The organism is Luteimonas sp. A537 (assembly GCF_054052065.1).
On sequence record NZ_JBSVRH010000005.1, the window covers coordinates 75,850 to 92,590 of the forward strand.

The 16,741-nt window shown below is 71.4% G+C and carries 12 protein-coding genes; 9 read left to right on the forward strand and 3 right to left on the reverse strand.

What is annotated here, in order from left to right:
• Positions 1-41 precede the first annotated feature (41 nt).
• From ACW7GZ_RS13550 to ACW7GZ_RS13565, 4 genes are read left to right on the forward strand one after another with little or no spacing between them, the layout of a single operon-like run.
• On the forward strand, positions 42-842 hold the full coding sequence (locus ACW7GZ_RS13550; RefSeq protein ID WP_457004882.1) for a lysophospholipid acyltransferase family protein: 801 nt from the start codon (positions 42-44) through the stop codon (positions 840-842).
• A complete protein-coding gene (locus ACW7GZ_RS13555) occupies positions 839-1,831 on the forward strand; it encodes a YheT family hydrolase (protein ID WP_457009706.1) in 993 nt (330 codons plus the stop codon). The genes ACW7GZ_RS13550 and ACW7GZ_RS13555 overlap by 4 nt, the downstream gene beginning before the upstream one ends.
• Before the next feature lie 60 nt (positions 1,832-1,891).
• Positions 1,892-3,958, forward strand: a complete 2,067-nt coding sequence (locus ACW7GZ_RS13560; RefSeq protein ID WP_457009708.1) for a tetratricopeptide repeat protein — start codon at positions 1,892-1,894, stop codon at positions 3,956-3,958.
• 31 nt (positions 3,959-3,989) lie between these two features.
• Positions 3,990-4,604, forward strand: coding sequence for a YbhB/YbcL family Raf kinase inhibitor-like protein (locus ACW7GZ_RS13565; RefSeq protein WP_457005100.1), 615 nt, complete (start codon positions 3,990-3,992; stop codon positions 4,602-4,604).
• Positions 4,605-4,738: 134 nt separating this feature from the next.
• Here the strand turns inward: ACW7GZ_RS13565 and ACW7GZ_RS13570 are convergent, their stop codons facing one another.
• Positions 4,739-5,599, reverse strand: coding sequence for an META domain-containing protein (locus ACW7GZ_RS13570; protein ID WP_457009710.1), 861 nt, complete (start codon positions 5,597-5,599; stop codon positions 4,739-4,741).
• 67 nt (positions 5,600-5,666) lie between these two features.
• Positions 5,667-6,476 carry an undecaprenyl-diphosphate phosphatase gene (locus ACW7GZ_RS13575; RefSeq protein WP_457009711.1) on the reverse strand — a complete coding sequence of 270 codons (810 nt, stop codon included), beginning with the start codon at positions 6,474-6,476 and terminating at the stop codon, positions 5,667-5,669.
• Between the two features lie 330 nt (positions 6,477-6,806).
• On the opposite strand from ACW7GZ_RS13575, the gene glnA reads away from it, so the two are divergent.
• Both glnA and ACW7GZ_RS13585 read left to right on the forward strand, forming a co-directional pair.
• Complete coding sequence (gene glnA / locus ACW7GZ_RS13580; protein WP_457004892.1) at positions 6,807-8,216, forward strand: type I glutamate--ammonia ligase; 1,410 nt, start codon at positions 6,807-6,809, stop codon at positions 8,214-8,216.
• A gap of 106 nt (positions 8,217-8,322) precedes the next feature.
• A complete protein-coding gene (locus ACW7GZ_RS13585; protein WP_457004893.1) occupies positions 8,323-9,078 on the forward strand; it encodes an N-acetylmuramoyl-L-alanine amidase in 756 nt (251 codons plus the stop codon).
• A 42-nt stretch (positions 9,079-9,120) separates the two neighbouring features.
• Here ACW7GZ_RS13585 and ACW7GZ_RS13590 read toward each other — a convergent pair whose 3' ends face one another.
• A complete protein-coding gene (locus tag ACW7GZ_RS13590; protein WP_457009713.1) occupies positions 9,121-13,410 on the reverse strand; it encodes a polymorphic toxin type 46 domain-containing protein in 4,290 nt (1,429 codons plus the stop codon).
• 182 nt (positions 13,411-13,592) lie between these two features.
• Here ACW7GZ_RS13590 and ACW7GZ_RS13595 point away from each other — a divergent pair, with 182 nt between their 5' ends.
• The 3 genes from ACW7GZ_RS13595 (at position 13,593) to ACW7GZ_RS13605 (ending at position 16,731) form a co-directional block, all read left to right on the forward strand.
• Positions 13,593-14,678, forward strand: coding sequence for a two-component system sensor histidine kinase NtrB (locus ACW7GZ_RS13595; protein ID WP_457004897.1), 1,086 nt, complete (start codon positions 13,593-13,595; stop codon positions 14,676-14,678).
• Entirely contained in the window at positions 14,675-16,123 is a 1,449-nt protein-coding gene (ntrC, locus tag ACW7GZ_RS13600; RefSeq protein ID WP_457009715.1) for a nitrogen regulation protein NR(I), read from the forward strand. The genes ACW7GZ_RS13595 and ntrC overlap by 4 nt, the downstream gene beginning before the upstream one ends.
• Positions 16,124-16,194: 71 nt before the next feature.
• On the forward strand, positions 16,195-16,731 hold the full coding sequence (locus tag ACW7GZ_RS13605) for a superoxide dismutase family protein (RefSeq protein WP_457009717.1): 537 nt from the start codon (positions 16,195-16,197) through the stop codon (positions 16,729-16,731).
• The last annotated feature ends 10 nt before the right edge of the window (positions 16,732-16,741 follow it).

Here is a 16,741-nt window from a genome sequence, read left to right on the forward strand (position 1 = left end):
GCAAGCTACCCGGGCCGGAAGCCATCCGGTATCGTTTCGCGATGCGTTCCCCCACCGTTCCCACCGCGCCCGCCAGTGGCTCCCTGGCGCGCGCGGGCCGTTATGTCCTGCGCGTGCCGATGCTGCTCTGGCACGCGCTCGTCCACCTGCCACTGGTGATGATCGGCCTCGCGCTGCCCACCGACCGGATCGGCTTCGGCGGCGAAAGCCTGCGCCACCGCCTGGCCAGGGCCTGGCAGGGCGGGCTGCTGCGGGTGTTCGGCCTGCGCATGCGCCGCGTCGGCACGCCGCTGCCGGGCGGCACCCTGTTCGTGGCCAACCACGTCAGCTGGATGGACATCTCGGCCCTGCACAGCCAGCGGATGATGGGCTTCGTCGCCAAGCGCGAGATCGACGGCTGGCCGCTGGTCGGGCGCATGGCGCGGCGCGGCGAGACCATCTTCCACCAGCGCGGCAGCCAGGAATCGCTGGGCGGTGTGCTCGACGTGATGGTCGAGCGCCTGCGCAGCGGCCGTTCGGTGGGCGTGTTCCCGGAGGGGCGCACCCGCGACGGCGTCGAGGTCGGACCGTTCCATGCCCGCATCTTCACCGCCGCGGTCGAGGCCGGGGTGGCGGTGCAGCCGGTCGCGCTGCGCTACGGCGCCCGCGCCGAGGGCCAGAGCGTGGTCGCGTTCCATCCTCGCGAAAATTTCGTGCAGAACTTCCTGCGCCTCCTCGGCGAGCCTTCGCGCGTGGTCGACGTGGTGTTCCTCGACCCGGTGCTGCCGGGCCAGGCCGAGGGCCGCGCCGCTATCGCGAAGATCACCCGCGAGCGCATCGTCGGCGCCCTGCGGGAGCCGTGAGCCCGGTCACGACCAGTCCCTACCGGCCGCCGCGCTGGTTGCGCAGCGCGCACCTGCAATCGGTGCTTGCCGGCAGCCCCCTGCGCCGTCGCCGCGGGCTGGCCGCGCTCGCCGCCAGCGGCGCGGTGACCCGGGAGGTCGTGGTCGATGGCGGCGGGGATGTGCGCCTGCTTGGCCTGCACACCGCGCTTCCCGGCGTGGAGCCGCGCGGCATGGCGCTGCTCCTGCACGGCTGGGAGGGCAGCGCGGAGTCGGCCTATGTCTGCCTGGTCGCGGCCGGGTTCCTGGCGCGTGGTTACGACGTGTTCCGGCTCAACTTCCGCGACCACGGTGGCAGCCACCACCTCAACCCCGACATCTTCCATTCCGCGCGCATCGACGAAGTCGTGCGCGCCGCGCGTGACGTCGCCGGACGCATGCCGCGGCCGCGCCTGGTGGTCGCGGGGCATTCGCTGGGCGGCAACTTCGCGTTGCGCCTGGCGCTGCGTGCGCCCGCCGCTGGGCTGTCGCTGGACGGGGTGGCCGCGGTCTGCCCGGTGTTGGACCCGGCGCGGACCATGGACGCGATGGAGCGGGGATTCCCCCTGTACATGCACCACTTCGAGCGCAGCTGGCGGCGCTCGCTGGTGCGCAAGCGCGCGCTGTTCCCCGATCGCGTGGGCTTTGACGACGCGGTGCTGCGCCTGCGCATGCGCGCGCTCACCGAATGGCTGGTGCTGCGGCACACCGACTTCGGCAGCCTCGAGGCGTATTTCGACGGCTATTCGATCGCCGGCGATCGCCTGGCTGGGCTCGCGGTGCCGGCCTCGATCCTGACCAGTGCCGACGATCCGGTGATCCCGGTGGATGACTTCCATCGCCTGGTCCTGCCTGCACCGGCGCGGTTGGAAGTGGCCGGTTGGGGAGGCCATTGCGGCTTCATCGAGGGACCGCGGCTGGATGGCTACGCCGAGCGCTGGGTGGTCGGACGCCTGGCCGGCGAAGGCTGAGCGGGACGGGCGGCTACAATCGGGGTTTTCGGCGCGCCGCGCCGGCAGGACGGCCTTCCCATGCAAGAAAAGATTCTCGACGCGCTGCGCCGCGGAGACACCCGGACCGCGCTGGATGCGGCGCGCACCCATGCAGCGCAAGCGCCCGGCGACGTGGACGCCCAGCGCCTGCTGGCGCTGGCGCTTCGTAGCAGCGGCGACCTCGACGGCGCGCGCGACGTGATCCTGGCGGCGATCGAACTGGCTCCCGATGCCGCCGAGCTGCACATGGAACATGCCACCCTGCAGCTCGGCATGCGTGACCTGGAGGCGGCGCGGCAGGCGATGGGCGCGGCGGCAGGCGTCGACCCGAACCACTTTGCCGCCTACGCCATGCGAGCACACCTGGCGCTGGCGGGAGGGGACATCGCCGAAGCCGAGCGCCAGCTGCGCCTGGCCGAGCGGGTCGAGCAGGATCATCCCGAACTGCAGGCGCTCGGCGGCATGATCGCGCTGCGCAAGGGCAACAGCGGCGCCGCCATCGCGCAGCTGTCGGCCGCGCTGCAGCGGGTACCCGACGATCCGCTGACCATGCAGGCGCTGGCGTTCGCGTACTTCAAGGAGGAGCACTTCGCCTTCGCCGAACAGGCCTTCCGCAAGCTGCTCGATTTTCCGCCGCTGGCCAATGACGCGCGCCTCATGCTCGCGCTCACGCTGGCCCGCCAGCGGCGCCCGGTCGATGCCATCGACGAACTTGCCCCGCTGCTGGCCGACCAGGCCACGGCCACGCTGCAGGTGCGGCGTTTCGTCGGCGAGCTCGAACTTTCGGCGGGCCGCCCGGCGCGTGCGCTGCAGCACCTGCGCGAGGTGTTCGCGGTGCAGCCGGGCGAACTCCGGGTCACCACGGCGATCGCCGAGGCCTGGCGCCGGCTTGGCGCGACCGACGAAGCGCGGAACATGCTTGATGCGGCGCTGGCTACTTCGCCAGGAATCGATCTCCTGTGGTACGTGCGCCTGGTCTTCGATCCGCTTGGCGACGTTGCCGCCGGGCTGATCGAGCGCTGGCGCCAGCACAGCCCGGAATCGATCGATGCCCTGGAAGCGGAGATGAAGCTCCACGCCATCGAAAACCGCCCTGCCGGGACCGAAGCCGCGGCGCGGGCGCTGCTTGAACTCGAGGCGGACCACTTCGACGCCGGAATGAAGCTGGTGGACGCGCTGCTGGTGACCGACCCTGCCGAGGCGCTGCGGCGCATCGAGTCGTTGCTGGCGCGGGAAGACCTGCACCCGGACGCCAGGGCGACCCTGGAAATGGGGCTGGGCCTGGCACGGCACCGCGCAGGTGACTTTGCCGGCGCGCTGGATCACTGGACCCGGCGCATCGCGGCGGGACCGGGCAATCGCCTGGCATTGCCCAGGGCCACCCCGGCACCGGCCGAGTGGCCCGAAGCCGCGGCGCCGGTCGCCGCGCCTCCGGCGGTATTCCTGCTCGGCCTGCCGGGTGCGCTGGCCGAGCGCGGCGCGCGGCTGCTGAAGGTCGTGCCGGCGTTCCGCGACGACCGCGTCGGTGCCAAGCCGCCGGCCGACATCTTCCAGGACATCGGGTCGTGGGCGAACGTCGCTTCGGGCAAGTTCGATGCGCCTGCGGTGATCGCCACCTGGCGCAAGGCCCTTCCGGGGCGCGGCATCCATGACGCGGTGATCGACTGGATGCCGTGGTGGGACAACAGCTACACCGCCGCGGTGCGCGCGGCGCTGCCCGAAGCGCAGCTGTTGGTCATGCTGCGCGACCCGCGCGACATGCTGATGGACTGGATCGCATTCGCCGCGGGTACGCCGTTCGCGGCGGAATCGCCACGGGTCGCGGCCGGCTGGCTTGCCGCCGCGCTCGACCAGATCGCCACCCTGCACGAGCAGAACCTGGTGCCGCACCGCCTTCTTCGTGTCGATGACGTCGCCGACGACCCTGCCGGAATGGCCGCCCTGATCGGCAGCGCGCTGGGCAGCAACTTGCCGCCGCCGCCAGCCGGCCTGTTCGGTACCCCGCGCTTTGCCGCCGGTGACTGGCGCCGCTATGCCGACCAGCTTGCCGGCCCGTTCGCGGCGCTGGCGCCGGTCGCGCGCCGCCTCGGCTATCCCGAAGCCTGACCACGAGGACATCACCATGACCGCCACCGCCATGCACATCGCCAGCGAAAGCTTCGACCACGGCCAGCCGATTCCCGCCGGGTTCGCCTTCGGCACGCCCGACGGCCTCGGCGGCAACCGCAACCCGCAGCTGTCCTGGGGCGGTGCGCCGGCAGGCACGCGCGCGTTCGCGCTGCTTTGCATAGATGCGGACGCGCCGACCGATCCGGCGCTGGTCGCCAATGACAAGGTCGACATCCCGGTCGAACATCCGCGCGGCGATTTCATGCACTGGGCGATGGTCGACATCCCGCCACAGGTCACCTCGATCGAGGCCGGCAGCTGCAGCGACGGCGTCACCAAGGGCGGCAAGCGGACGCCACCGGGGCCGTCGGGCACGCGCCAGGGCCTCAACGACTACACCGGCTGGTTCGCCGGCGACCCGGACATGGGCGGCGACTGGTCCGGCTACGACGGCCCGTATCCGCCGGCACACGACCTGCGCCTGCACCGTTACTTCTTCCGCGTGTTCGCCCTGGACGTCGAGCGCCTGGAGCTGCCCGGGCGCTTCACCGCCGGCGACGTGCTGCGCGCGATGCAGGGCCACGTGCTGGCCGAAGCCGCCACCTGGGGCAGCTACGGCCTGCATCCTTCGCACACCGCGTAAAGGCGACATGGCCGCGATCCGCGGCCCACGAACCCGCCGTCCACGAACCTGTAGGAGCAGCTATAGCTGCGACCAGCAACCGGTGAATGCCGTGTCGCGGTCGTGGGCTTGGCGTGTCGCGGCTATAGCCGCTCCTACTGGGGTTTTGCCTGCTCGGTGCGGGCGACTTGCTCGCTCTCCACCACCATGTCCAGCACGTTCACGATGGAAGAAGCGTCCGCGGGCACGTCCTGGCGCCGGAAACGGTCCACGCGCAGCACGTTGCGGACGCCGGGCTGGTGTTCGTAGCCCTCGATCTCCTCGTACAGCGGGCCCCATTCGCCGGTGCCGCGCTTGAGGCCCTCCGCGTCGTACTCCAACTCGCGGACCTCGAGGCAGCGGTGGTCGGGCATCAGCGGGTGGTGGCAGTCGATGCGCTCGGCGGCGACCTCCAGGAACACGCGCTCCGGTTCGCCACCGTGGCGGGTGCGCGCGTTTGGCGCGCCGCTGAAGGCCAGCGTATCGCCCAGGGCATTGACCAGCCGCAGCCGCGGCGCCTCGCCGGCTTCGATGGCGAGCGCATGGCTGCCGGCCAGGCGGGTATGGGTTTCGCGTTCCATCGCCATCAGCGGCTCGGCGCAGGCCATCTGCGTGCTGATCATCGGCCCCAGCGTGAGTTCGCCGGCGGCGAGGTTGAAGTCCGCGCCCATGCCGTTGCATGCGTTGGTCACCGAGACCCGGCCCTCGGCGAAGTCGAGCTGCAGCGGGGCCTCGGCATTGCCGAACAGCGCGTCGATGCGGGCGCCGTCGGCGGCGGTGGCCGAGTCCAGTTGCCAGTGGTAGCCACCGAGGGTGGTCGCGACGTCGGGGGCAGGTGCGTGGCCTGCCGGTGCCGGAGCCGTTTCCGATGCCGGCGCGACGGCCGGCGTGGAGGCGGACGGGTCGTCGCCCGTGCCGGGCGAACAGGCCGCGAGCGCGAGTGCCAGTGGCAGGGCGAACAGGGACGGGTGCTTCATCGGTGACCTCCAGGGGCAGGGATCCGGGCGAACGCGCGACGGGGCCGGACGGGGTCGGGCGCCGGCGTCATTCGCCCATCGGCAACCACAGCAGCAGTGCCGCGCCCAGCAGGATGCGATACACGGCGAAACCGGTGAACCGGTGGTGTTCGATATACCCCAGCAGCCATTTGACCACCATGAAGCCGGTGATCGTGGCCGCGGCGAAGGCGATGCCGACGTCGGCCCAGGCTTCGCCGCCCAGACCGCCGTCCATCGCCAGCTCCATGAAGGTGTATGCGCTGGCCGCGAACATGGTCGGGATGCCGACCAGGAACACGAACTCGGCCGCGGCCGTGCGCCGGCTGAGGCCGAACAGCATGGCGATGAAGATCGCGGCCGCCGAGCGCGAGGTGCCGGGGAACACGCCGGCCACCACCTGCGCCAGTCCGACCAGTACCGCGATCGTCCACGTGACCTCGGTGCCGTCGGGGCTGCGGCGCTCGGCCACGCGCTCGGCGACGATCATCCACACGCCGCCGATGATCAGCGCCCAGGCGATCGGGCTCACGGTTTCCGGCAGCTCCCAGCCCAGCAGGCGCACGGGCAGTCCGACGAGTGCGGTTACCAGGAAGGCGACGGCCAGCTTCATCGCGTAGTCGCGGTTGCGGGCCTCGCCCAGGCCGGTGACCAGGCCGGTGACCAGGCCGGTGATGCGCTCGCGGAACACGAGGGTGATGGCGAGGATCGCGCCGGCCTGGATGACGATGTTGAAGAAGTCCGAGCGCGCGCCCAGCCAGTGCTGCGCGATCAGCAGGTGGCCGGTGCTGGAGATCGGGAGGAATTCGGTCAGGCCTTCGAGGATGCCCAGCAGCAGGGCGGCCAGCGGGTCGGTCATGGGTCGGGATCCGGGCGGTGGAGGGGAGGGCGGGATGCTTTCATTGGAACTTCTTCGGGAAAGGGTACGAGAAAGTTCCAGTAAGGGCGTCAGCTGTCCCGCAGGGCTACCGCTCCACAGGGCCTCCTGCAGGGGCGAGACGGTCGACGGAACAGGTGCACCTTACTGGTGCGATTGATGGAGTGGCCGCACCATTCGGGTGCAAAAAGGCTTGCAGTCCGCTGCTGATCGTAGTGGGTTCAAGGACTTGCCGCATGGCACGGCGCTTGCGTAACCACTACCGACACCCGGGCGTGCCCGGGACCTGCCCTCGAACATCCGGAGCCGTCCATGTCCATCGAAACCGTCGAAAAGCTCATCAGCGACCATCGGGTCGAATTCATCGACCTGCGCTTTTCCGACATGCGCGGCGTGCAGCACCACGTCACCTATCCGGCCTCGATCATCGAGCCGGCGCTGTTCGAGGACGGCAAGATGTTCGACGGCTCCTCGATCGGCGGCTGGCGCGGCATCCACCAGTCCGACATGGTGCTGCTACCCGACCCCGAGACCGGCTTCCTCGATCCGTTCACCGCCGATCCGACCCTGGTGCTGACCTGCGACGTGCTCGACCCGACCACGATGCAGGCCTACAACCGCGACCCGCGCGGGATCGCGCGCCGCGCCGAGGCCTACCTGAAGTCCAGCGGCATCGCCGACCAGGCCTTCTTCGGCCCCGAGCCCGAATTCTTCATCTTCGACTCGGTGCGCTACGCCAATGACATGGGCCACACCTTCTTCCACGTCGACTCGGAAGAGGCCGCGTGGAACTCCGGCCGCGAATACGAAGGTGGCAATACCGGCTACCGCCCGGGCGTGAAGGGCGGCTACTTCCCGGTGGCACCGCTGGACTCGCTGCACGACATCCGCGCCGAGATGTGCAAGACCCTCGACGCCATGGGTATCGAGACCGAGGTCCATCACCACGAGGTCGCCAACGCCGGCCAGTGCGAGATCGGCACCCGGTTCAACTCGCTCACGCGCAAGGCCGATGAACTGCTGACCACCAAGTACGTGGTCAAGAACGTCGCCCACCGCAACGGCAAGACCGCCACCTTCATGCCCAAGCCGCTGGTCGGCGACAACGGCAGCGGCATGCACGTGCACCAGTCGCTGGCCAAGGCCGGGGTGAACCTGTTCGCCGGCGACGGCTACGGCGGCGTGAGCCAGACCGCGCTGTGGTACATCGGCGGCGTGTTCAAGCACGCGCGCGCGATCAACGCCTTCTCCAATGCCAGCACCAACAGCTACAAGCGCCTGGTGCCGGGCTTCGAGGCGCCAGTGATGCTGGCCTACTCGGCGTCCAACCGCTCCGCCTCCTGCCGCATCCCGTACGTGAGCAATCCGAAGGCGCGCCGCATCGAGTTCCGCTTCCCGGACGCGATGAGCTCCGGCTACCTGCTGTTCACCGCGCTGATGATGGCCGGGCTTGACGGCATCAGGAACCAGATCGATCCGGGTGGCCCCAGCGACAAGGACCTTTACGACCTGCCGCCGGAAGAGGCCAAGGGCATCCCGACCGTCTGCCATTCGCTGGACCAGGCGCTGGAGGCGCTCGACGCCGACCGCGAGTTCCTCAAGGCCGGCGGCGTGATGAGCGACGACTTCATCGATGCCTACATCGCGCTGAAGATGAAGGAAGTCACCGCGTTCCGCTCGGCAACCCATCCGCTCGAGTACCAGATGTACTACGCGATCTGACAGCGAGCACTTGCGGGAGCCGCCATCGCCGAACACTTGTGGGAGCAGCTATAGCTGCTCCTACTGTTGCGGTTGCAAATCTGGCGGGTGGCGGGTGGAATGGGGCATGCGCACCAGAACGATTTTCGCAGCCATCTGCCTTGCCCTGCTTGTCGGCTGCGTGCACCAGCCGGCGCGCAACCCGATCGCGCAGTGGGTGCCGTCGCCCAACCACGACGAACGCCGCCCCGTCATCATCGTGTTGCACTACACCGAGCAGGACTCGGTCGAACAGAGCCTGCGCACGCTGAGCACTCGCAACAGCGGCGGGCCGGTGAGTTCGCATTACCTGGTCGGCGACGACGGCGCGATCTACCAGCTGGTCGCCGACTCGCGGCGCGCATGGCATGCCGGAGGCGGACGCTGGGGCACGATCACCGACCTCAACTCGGCGTCGATCGGCATCGAGATCGACAACGACGGTCGTGAACCCTTTACCGAGCCGCAGGTGCAGGCCCTCCTGCGCCTGCTCGAAGACCTGACCGCGCGCCTGCGGATTCCGCGCAGCCAGGTGATCGGCCATTCCGACCTCGCGCCCTCGCGCAAGATCGATCCCGGTGCGCTGTTCCCCTGGAAGCGGCTGGCCGCGGCCGGCTTCGGCATCTGGCCCGCCGATGATGCGCCGCCGGCGCCGGAAGGCTTCGATGCCATGCGCGCGCTGCGGCTGGTCGGCTATGCCGTGGACGATCCCGCGGCGGCGATCCGGGCCTTCCGCCTGCGCTTCCGCGGTGATGCGCTGACCACGCTGGACGAGGAAGACCTGCGGATCCTGCACGCGCTGACGCTGCCCGGCGGTGCCGGCCTGCTGGACCCGGCCGGCTGAGCTGCCTACGCGGGCGCTGGAGCGCCCGCGAAGCCGCCGCCGCTACGGAGTGGACCCGCCCATGAACCAGTTGCCGGGCCAGGTGGGACCCTCGGGATCGGGCGCGCGCGTGGTCCATTCGCCGTTGGCCGGATCGATGTACAGGGATCCGACGTCCGGGTCGATCTCGGGCACGCCGTCAGGGAAGCGCTTGGCGAACCCCTCCTGCAGCGCGGCGGTGCCGTGCCCGAAGGGGAAGTTGGCCGGCAGCCCCTCGCGATGCCCCAGCGCACTGGGCATGCCCGGGACGCGGTCCTGGAGCAGGGTGAGTTCGTCGTTCCTGACGATGTAGGCCCGCACCAGGCCGCCTTCGCCTGCGTAGTACGGCGCCAGCTCGCGACCGTTCGCGAAGCTGCCGCCCTCGGCCGCATGCTGGACGCCACCGCCGTCCTGGAACAGCGGGTTCTCGCGCGCGAGGTTGCGCGGATGCACCGCGGCCGGGTTGAACACGATCGCCGGCAGGTGCCCGGCGCCAGCGGCCATCGCGGCCTGCGAGGCCAGTCCACCGCCCAGTGAGTGCCCGGTCAGCACGAGGTTGTCGCCATAGGCGGCATGGGCCTGGCGCGTGAGCTCGACCGCATGCGTGTACTGCCCGCTCGGGAAGCCCAGGCCCTGCACGACGTCGGCCTTGATGTCACGCAGCGACGTGGGCGAAGTGCCCTTGAACGCAAGCACGAACTGGCCATCGCCATTGCTGTAGATCGCGGCACGCAGTCCGGATGGATGGTCGAGGTCGGCCGCGCTGATGCCGGGTGGCAGGTCGGCCTCGGCGAGCTGGCGGAAGCCGCCTTCAAGCGGAGTGCCGTCGGCCTTGTACACGTGTTTGGCGATCTGCAGGAAGTCGCCGTCCAGGCGGTGTGGCTGGGTGCCAAGCACGTCGTCCGCGAAGGTCCGGCCGGACGGCACGGCGTACGCGGGGGCCGCGCCTGATGGTGGCGCCGCCACCGGCGGCTCCATCGCCTTGAAGACGTGGCCGTCGCCGGTGTAGATCTGCAGCCGGCCACCTTCGGTCGGGATGGACGTCATCGAGCGGTCGGGGATGGCCCAGGTGTCGTCGACCTGGCGCGCGGTCGATACCAGTACATCGGTGTCGCGCGTCACCACGTAGGCGACGCGCGTCTTGTCGACGATCCCGCCGGGCGTGACCTCGATGGCATGGCCGGGGTCCATGCCGCTGTAGGTGCCGTCGGCGTTGCGGGCCGGGGCCGGGGCCTGTGGATCGATGTTGCGGAGCACCTCGGACACCTTGCCGTACACCTCGGGCCGCACGCCCACGCTCGAGATGCCGATGTCGGTCGGACGCGCGCTGGGCGAGGGCGAGAAGTAGCTGCCCTTGGGCGCGCCCGGCGCCTGCCACTGGTAGACCACCGTGCCTTCGCGCAGCGTCTGCACTTCCACCGGGCGGCTGAAGTCGATGCCGCCGAGGTGCGCGGGGTCGGCCGGGCGCCCGGTCGCGCGCTCGTAGAACGCGGCCGCGGTGGCCTGGCGCTGGGCGAGGAGCTCGGGCGTCGGCGCGGCTTCGATCGCCAGGCGCGGCGGCGGAGCCTCGATGCCCTGGCGTGCCGCGGTGCCGCCCGGGGGCGCCGCGTCGGTGATCGTGTATGCGCCGTCCGGACCCGCCGTGGCGAGCCGCGGCTCGGTCGCCGGCGCGTTGACCGGTCGCCCCTGCTGGTCCACGTAGCGCGCCGTGGCCAGGTTGTCGACGCCGCCGGCGATGTTGTCGGCCGCGCCCGCGCCTCCGGGCAGCCTGATCTTGGGGATCTTGACCGGTATCAGCATCGACGCGACGTCGAAGGTGATGTTGCCCAGGGCCTCGCCGTAGCGGCCGTCGCCCCAGGCCGCGCCGATGTGCGAGAACATGTGCGGAAGGCCTTCGATCATCGCCTTGCCGGTTTCCTGTCCACGCTGCGCACTGGGCAGGAAAGCGGGACCGTCGCCGCCGGTGACCATGTCGCTGATGGCGCCGGCGCCGGACAGGTCGTAGGACGTCCGGGCCAGTACGCCCAGCCCGACCACGAAGCCCACGCCGGCGTCCTTGACGCCGCCGCCGAAGCCCTGCAGCTGGCCCATGAAGCTGGTCTCGCCGTTGCCGCGTATGCCGGTGATCACGTCCCGCATTTCGGGAGTGAATGCCTGGTTGCCCTCGGTGGCGCGGTCGATGATGCCGTCGCGCAGCCAGTTCAGGCGCGCATCGGGATCGGTCTCGACGACCTGGCGCATCAGCGCCGCCTGGCCTTCGGGGTCGAGCTTGGCCATTTCGGTCACCAGCGCCTGCACGCGCTCTTCCTGGTTGTCGACCATGAAGCGGCGCACGCCGGCGTCCATCACCCGGTCGCGCGCCGACAGCACGTCGTCGCGGGAATCGGCCGCGGTCTCCAGGCGGTTGCCCATCAGCACGTCATGGGCCGCGGTGTCGATCCCGACCACGCCGGCATCCTTGTAGAGCGACAGTCCGGTGTCCTTCGCCTCGGCCAGGGTCTCGTCGCTCAGGAAGCCCTCGACGAAGGCATCGCCGTGCATGCGCTCGTACAGCGCGACAAACCGGGCCTGTGCCTGGGGGTCACCGGCGCGCGCGTCGTATTCGGTCATGAAGGCCTGCAGCTGGCCGGCCTGCTGCTCGTCGCCGGTGGCCGCGTACTCGCCGTATTCGCCGGTGTATTCGCCGGCGTCCACGTCCAGCTCGTGGATGGTCCTGATCGCCTCCAGGTCGTCGGCGGTGGTGCCGGGCACGCCGGTCATGATGTCGAGGCCGCCGCCGTCAAGCAGCGCCAGTTCGTCGGTCTTCAGGTTTTCCAGGATGCCCGTGCGGAACCAGGACTGGCCCATGCCCGGGTCCTGTTCCTGCAGGGCGCCCAGCACCATCTGCTGCGAGACCGGGTCGAGGTCCTGCAGGGTTTCGAGGGCATAGAGCAGGCGCTTCTCGTAGTCGTCGCTCCACAGGCGGCGGACGCCGACGTCGAGGATCTCGCTGGCAACCTCGTCGGCGCGGGCGGCGTCGATGCGCTCGCCCTTGAGCGAGCCGACTTCCTGGACGGTGGCGCCATTGGCGTCGATCTCGCGGATGCCCAGGGGTTCACCGTCGGCGTTGTACTCGGTCACCACCTGGCTGCCATCGGCGGCGGTGACGGTTTCGCGGCTGGCGACTTCCGGCAGGCCGTCCAGCGACTCGCGGGTGACGGTCTGCAGCAGGGCGCCGTCGGCGCCGTAGGCGCGGGTGCTTGCCAGTTGGCCGTCGGTGCCCAGGTTGTAGACGGTGCGGCTGCCGTCGGCCGCGGTGTCGGTGACCTGCAGGTCGCCCTGCGGGCCGGTGGCTTCGGTCCGGGTCACGCCGGTGGCCTCGAAGACGACGCTGCCGTCTTCGGTGGTCAGCGTCTGCGAGAGCATCGCGTCCGGCACGCCTTCGCTGCCGGCAGGCGCCGCATGGATGGCGTATTCCATGCGCATGCCGCTGTCGTAGGCGTGGGTCACGGTCGATACGCCGGACTGCCCGGGCACGGGCGTGGACGACACATGGCTGACTTCGCCGGTATCGAAGGCCACCGTGCCGTCCGCGGCGATCTCGCGGATGCGCAGCGCGGGCGGGACGTCGGCGTCCGCGCCACCCTCGAGCAGCGTCACCGACTGGACCTGCTGGCCACCGTCGGCGGCCGGCAGGACGACGTGGCGCACCACGCGCTCGGGCGCACCGGGCGTATCGCCCCAGGTGTCGGTGATCACCGTGCCCTGGCCGTCGGCAGCCTGCTCGACGCTGCGTTCCGGCAGCCCGCTGGTGGTCGACGTGCCGTTGGCGACCACGGTGCGGCTTTCCAGCGGCACCTGGCCCGCGGCGCCGGTCGCGCCGGCGTCGAACACCTGCGTGGTGGCCACGGCATTGCCGCGCGCGTCCATGCCTTCGGCCTGCACGATCCGGGTGCCATCGGCGTGCGTCGAGGTCCGGATGCTGCTTCCGTCCGCCGCCTGGCCGGTGCTGGTGTCGACCGCCTGGCCGGACTGGTGCTGGTAGGCGATGTCACCGGCGTCGAGGCGTGCCAGGGCGTGGTCGAAGGCGGTGTTGATCGTGCTGATGTCGCCGCCGCGGCCTTCCTGCATGGCCTGGTCGATCGCCGCCTGGCGGCTCTCGGCGAGGTTGGCCTGGGTGTCCGCATGCGTGGCGCCGTGCACGCTGCCACCGTGGTCGTGCCCGGCCTGCGCGAGGGCGTCCTCGGCCTTTTCGATCTTTGGCGGCGGGGGCGGCGGGGGCGGCGGGGGCGGCGGGGCGACGCAGGTGTATCGATCAGAGACGGGGTTGTTCATGGTGGCTCTCCAGGCCCTGCGCCGGCGTAGCGGAGCGGGCGAAATTCGGGCGGCACCGTCCGCCGGGCCGATGCCATGCGGGTGCGCGGGTACGAGGGTTGCATTGCCGGCCCGACGGCTCAATACGGGATAACCCCATGCGCCGCTGTCGCGATGCCCGCCTCTTGCACTAGATTGGTGCAATGTCGCTGCCCGCCCACGACTTCGAATGCCTCGGCACGCCGGTCCTTGTGGCTGCCGGCGATGGGACCGTGATTGCCGCCAATGCCGCCTGCGCGCAGTGGCTGGTGGTCAGTGCGCGGCGCCTGGCGGGCGTGCCGTTGGCCTCGCTGGAGTTCGAGGGGGATGCCCTGGCGCGCGCGCTGGAGGCCGCGGAGCCGCGCGAATCCAGGCGCCTTCAGCGGCTGGCGCTGGCGGTGCCCGGCGCCGCGCCGCGCTTCGCGGACGCGTGGCTGGGCCCCCACGGCAGCGGCTGGCTGCTGGAACTGCACCCGGTGGACGAATTCCCCGGTGGCGATCCGGTCGCGGCCCTGCCGCTGGCGCTGTCGGCGGCGTTCAGGGGCCTGGCGCATGAGCTGCGCAACCCGCTGGCGGGCCTGAAGGGCGCCGCGCAGCTGCTGGCGCGCCGCATCCCCGGTGACGACGCCCCGGCGCGGGAGCTGCTGGAGCTGGTCGATTCCGAGGTCGCGCGCCTGGCGCAGCTGGTCGACCGCATGCTCGACCCGGCGCCGCCGGTGCCGCACGCCCCGCTCAACGTGCACATGGTGCTGGAGCGCGTGCTGCGCCTGGCCGAGGCCGACGCCGGCTGGGCGGTGAAGCTGGTGCGTGACTACGACCCCAGCCTTCCGGAGTTCGACGGCGGCCATGACCGCCTGGTGCAGGCGGTGTGGAACCTGGTGCGCAACGCGATCGAGGCCGGCGCCGGCGAAGTGGCGCTGCGCACGCGCGCCGAACACGGCGTGCGCATCGGCAGCGGGCTGCATGCGCTGGCGCTGCGCCTGGACGTTGTTGACGACGGCCGCGGCGTGCCCGACGAGCTGGCCGAGCAGGTGTTCGTACCGCTGGTCTCCGGCCGCGCCGAGGGCAGCGGCCTGGGCCTGGCGCTGGCGCAACAGGTGGCGCGCGAGCACCGCGGCAGCCTTGCCTACCGCTCGCGCCCGGGACATACGGTGTTCACGCTGTTGCTGCCGTATCCACCGGCCTCCGCCGCGCCGGCCGGGGTCGCCGCGAACAACGCTGCCGCCGTGGGCGGTGGGGACGCGCCATGACACGCAGCGAAGGCCCGCGCATCTGGGTGGTGGACGACGACCGCAGCGTGCGCTTCGTGCTGGCCACGGCGCTGCGCGATGCCGGCTACGAAGTCACCGGCTTCGAGTCGGCCGCCGACGTGCTGTCCACGCTCGAACGGGGCGCCGCGCCGCCGCGGCTGCTGTTCACCGACGTGCGCATGCCCGGTGACGACGGCCTGCGCCTGCTCGATGCGCTCAGGCAGCGGCTGCCGGCACTGCCGGTGGTGGTGATGAGCGCCTACACCGATGTCGCCAGCACCGCCGGTGCGTTTCGCGGCGGTGCCAAAGATTTCCTGCCCAAGCCCTTCGACCTCGACGACGCCGTGGCGCTGGCCGCGCGCGCGCTGGGCAGCGCCGGCGCCGGCGTCGCGCCTGGCGATGGCGTCGGGCCCGAAGCGGGCGCCGGCGCCGCGCCCGACGACGACGCGCTGGTGGGCGACGCGCCCGCGATGCAGCAGCTGTTCCGCGCCATCGGCCGGCTGGCGCAGGCGCCGCTGTCGGTGCTGGTCACCGGCGAGACCGGCACCGGCAAGGAGCTGGTGGCGCGCGCGCTGCATCGCGAATCGCCGCGTGCGCGCATGCCCTTCGTCGCGCTCAACACCGCGGCGATCCCGTCGGAGCTGCTGGAGAGCGAACTGTTCGGCCACGAGGCCGGCGCCTTCACCGGCGCGAGCCGGCGCCACGTCGGCCGCTTCGAACAGGCCGACGGCGGCACGCTCTTCCTCGACGAGATCGGCGACATGCCGCTGCCGCTGCAGACCCGGCTGCTGCGGGTGCTGGCCGAGGGCGAGTTCTTCCGCGTCGGCGGCCGCGAGCTGATCCGGGTCGACGTGCGCGTGGTGGCCGCCACCCACCAGGACCTGGAGGCGAAGGTGCGCGACGGCGGCTTCCGCGCCGACCTGCTGCATCGCCTGGACGTGGTGCGCCTGCGCCTGCCGCCGCTGCGCGAGCGGCGCGAGGACATCCCGCGGCTGGCCGAGCGCTTCCTGCAGCGCGCGGCCCGGCGCTTCGCGGCGCCGGTGAAGCGCCTGTCGCGCCTGGCGCTGGAGCGCCTGCAGGCGCATCCCTGGCCCGGCAACGTGCGCGAACTCGAGAACCTCTGCTGGCGGATGGCCGCGCTGGCGTCGGGCGACGTGGTGGATGTCGCCGACCTCGACGAGGCATGGGGACCGCGGGGCGCGCAAGGCGACGTGGCGCCGGGAGACGAAGGCGATTGGGAGGCCGCGCTGCGCGGCTGGACGCTGGCACGGCTGGCCGCCGGCGCCCGGGGCATCCACGCCGAGGCCCGCGAACGCCTGGACCGGGTGCTGCTGGAAACCGCGCTCGACCAGGCCGGCGGCCGCCGCAGCGAGGCCGCCGCATCGCTCGGCGTCGGCCGCAACACGCTCACGCGCAAGCTCGGCGCGCGCCGTCCCGCGTCCTGAACGCCGGACTCACGCACCCGATACCGGACGGACGCTACGCTATGGCGCTTGCCCATCCAGTCGTGAGCCGCATGCGTCGCCTGACCGCCCTGATCTTCGCCACGGGAGTGCTCGCCGGCTGCGCCGGCATGCCACCGGCGACGCGCGAACCGCCACCGCCCCCGCCGCGGGCAGACGCCGGGACGGCGGCCACCGCGCACGCCAACCTGACCGCGGCTTCGGCCACGCTGGCCAGCGGCCGCGTCGTGCTGCGCGCCGAGCCGGGCGGGGTCCGCCTGTCCGGGGACGTCGGCGGCCTGACCCGCAACGGCGCCCACGTCCTGCAGGTGCACGCGCGCGGCGACTGCAGCGCGATCGACGCCTCCAGCGCCGGGCCCTATTTCGATGCCAGCGGCAGCGGCGCGCTCGATGGCGGCAGCGACCGCATCATCGCCAACGAGCGCGGCGTGGCCCACGTCGACCAGCTTGTCCGCGGTGCCGTGCTCGGCGCCGCCGCGGCCAACGACATCGCCGGCCGCTCGCTGGTCGTCCTCGGCTCCACCGCCGGTGCGACCGGCGCGCGGATCGCCTGCGGCGTCATCACCATCGCGCCCGTGGGCGCGCCCTAGGAAGGAGTAC

Excerpts from the sequence above, each read along its gene's own strand:
- ACW7GZ_RS13570 (WP_457009710.1), bottom strand. The coding sequence starts at position 5,599 with ATGAAGCACCCGTCCCTGTTCGCCCTGCCACTGGCACTCGCGCTCGCG.
- ACW7GZ_RS13605 (WP_457009717.1), top strand. The coding sequence starts at position 16,195 with ATGCGTCGCCTGACCGCCCTGATCTTCGCCACGGGAGTGCTCGCCGGC.
- ACW7GZ_RS13565 (WP_457005100.1), top strand. The coding sequence starts at position 3,990 with ATGCACATCGCCAGCGAAAGCTTCGACCACGGCCAGCCGATTCCCGCC.
- ACW7GZ_RS13595 (WP_457004897.1), top strand. The coding sequence starts at position 13,593 with ATGTCGCTGCCCGCCCACGACTTCGAATGCCTCGGCACGCCGGTCCTT.
- ACW7GZ_RS13575 (WP_457009711.1), bottom strand. The coding sequence starts at position 6,476 with ATGACCGACCCGCTGGCCGCCCTGCTGCTGGGCATCCTCGAAGGCCTG.
- ACW7GZ_RS13560 (WP_457009708.1), top strand. The coding sequence starts at position 1,892 with ATGCAAGAAAAGATTCTCGACGCGCTGCGCCGCGGAGACACCCGGACC.
- ACW7GZ_RS13590 (WP_457009713.1), bottom strand. The coding sequence starts at position 13,410 with ATGAACAACCCCGTCTCTGATCGATACACCTGCGTCGCCCCGCCGCCC.
- glnA (WP_457004892.1), top strand. The coding sequence starts at position 6,807 with ATGTCCATCGAAACCGTCGAAAAGCTCATCAGCGACCATCGGGTCGAA.
- ACW7GZ_RS13585 (WP_457004893.1), top strand. The coding sequence starts at position 8,323 with ATGCGCACCAGAACGATTTTCGCAGCCATCTGCCTTGCCCTGCTTGTC.
- ACW7GZ_RS13550 (WP_457004882.1), top strand. The coding sequence starts at position 42 with ATGCGTTCCCCCACCGTTCCCACCGCGCCCGCCAGTGGCTCCCTGGCG.
- ntrC (WP_457009715.1), top strand. The coding sequence starts at position 14,675 with ATGACACGCAGCGAAGGCCCGCGCATCTGGGTGGTGGACGACGACCGC.